The organism is Streptomyces sp. NPDC002776 (genome assembly GCF_053592195.1).
The window spans coordinates 1-1,424 of record NZ_JBSFVG010000068.1 but is presented as its reverse complement, the minus strand read 5'-3'; the positions used below and the strand labels follow the sequence as shown (position 1 = coordinate 1,424).

General features: G+C 65.7%; 1 protein-coding gene. It reads left to right on the top strand.

Going from position 1 to position 1,424, the window contains the following annotated elements; all coding sequences use genetic code 11:
* Positions 1-73: 73 nt before the first annotated feature.
* Positions 74-1,258, top strand: a complete 1,185-nt coding sequence (locus ACWD11_RS35175) for an IS701 family transposase (RefSeq protein ID WP_451287972.1) — start codon at positions 74-76, stop codon at positions 1,256-1,258.
* Positions 1,259-1,424 lie beyond the last annotated feature (166 nt).

The window sequence follows — 1,424 nt, the reverse complement described above, 5'->3', positions numbered from 1 at the left end:
ACTTTCGCAACACGCCCTAGTACTGCAACGGTGCTTGCCGTGACTGCTGGCCAGCTCGGTCGTTGATGTGGTCATGGGTGGGGACCTTGCTGATGTCAGGTTGTGGGCTGGTGAACTCGAGGCGATGCATGACCGGTTCGTGCACCGGTTCAACCGGGAGGAGCCGCGCCAGTCGGCACTGGCATACATGCGCGGACTGATCGCTCCGCTGGAGCGAAAGAACGGCTGGACACTGGCGGAGGAGGCCGGGCACGCGGGCCCCGATCGCATCCACCGACTGCTCAACCGCATCGAGTGGGACGCCGACGAGGTCCTGGACGACGTACGCGACTACGTCGTCGAACACCTCGGAGACCAGGATGCCGTCCTGATCGTCGACGACACCGGGTTCCTGAAGAAGGGCATCCGCTCGGCCGGCGTGCAAAGGCAGTACTCCGGCACCGCCGGACGCACCGAGAACTGCCAGATCGGCGTCTTCCTCGCCTACGCCACGAGCCGCGGACGCACTCTGATCGACCGGCGGCTTTACCTGCCCACCTCCTGGACGGATGACCGGGAACGCTGCCGTCGGGCCGGCATCGACGACAGCGTCGTATTCGAAACGAAGGTGGCGATGGCCAAGGCGATGGTCCGCCGGGCCATCGCCGACAAGGTCCCGTTCCGGTGGGTGACGGCAGACGCTGCCTATGGGTTCAGCAAGGGCTGGCGGTTCGAGCTGGAGCAGGCTGATGTCTTCCACGTCATGGCCACCACCCGCCACGACACCGTCGTCACCCGCTGGTCCATCGACCACCCCGTCCACGACCTGTTCCCCGGCCTTGCGCGGCAGAAGTGGAAACGCCGTTCCTGCGGTGAAGGAGCTCACGGCAGGCGCATCTACGACTGGGCCCGCATCGAGGTCAGGCCCTGGCACCGCGAGGACCGCCGGCACTGGGTTCTCGCCCGCCGCAGCGTCAGCCGCCCCGAGGAGATCTCCTACTACATCGCCTACTGCCCGGCCGACACCACACTGGACGAGCTGATCCGCATCGCGGGCAGCCGCTGGGCTGTTGAGGAGTGCTTCCAGACCGCGAAGCAGGAGTGCGGCCTGGACGACTACCAGGTCCGCCGCTATCCCGGCTGGCACCGCCACATGACCCTGGCCATGGCCGCCCACGCCTGCCTGACCGTCCTGCGAGCCCGAGAACTGAACGCGGACAAAGCAGAAACGGATCCTCCCAGCTCATCCACCTCAGCCTCGCCGAAATCCGACGCCTGATCACCCGTCTCACCGACCGCCGTCCCACCCCGGTCGACCACATCCTGCACTGGTCGACATGGCGCCGCAGACGCCAGTATCAAGCACGACTCAGTCACTACAAACGACGTGGACACAGCCCTTGAAAACTGCCCAGCACTCAGAACAAGCACCGTTGCAGTACTAG

Coding starts and splice junctions, on each gene's coding strand:
- ACWD11_RS35175 (WP_451287972.1), top strand. CDS start 74: ATGGGTGGGGACCTTGCTGATGTCAGGTTGTGGGCTGGTGAACTCGAG.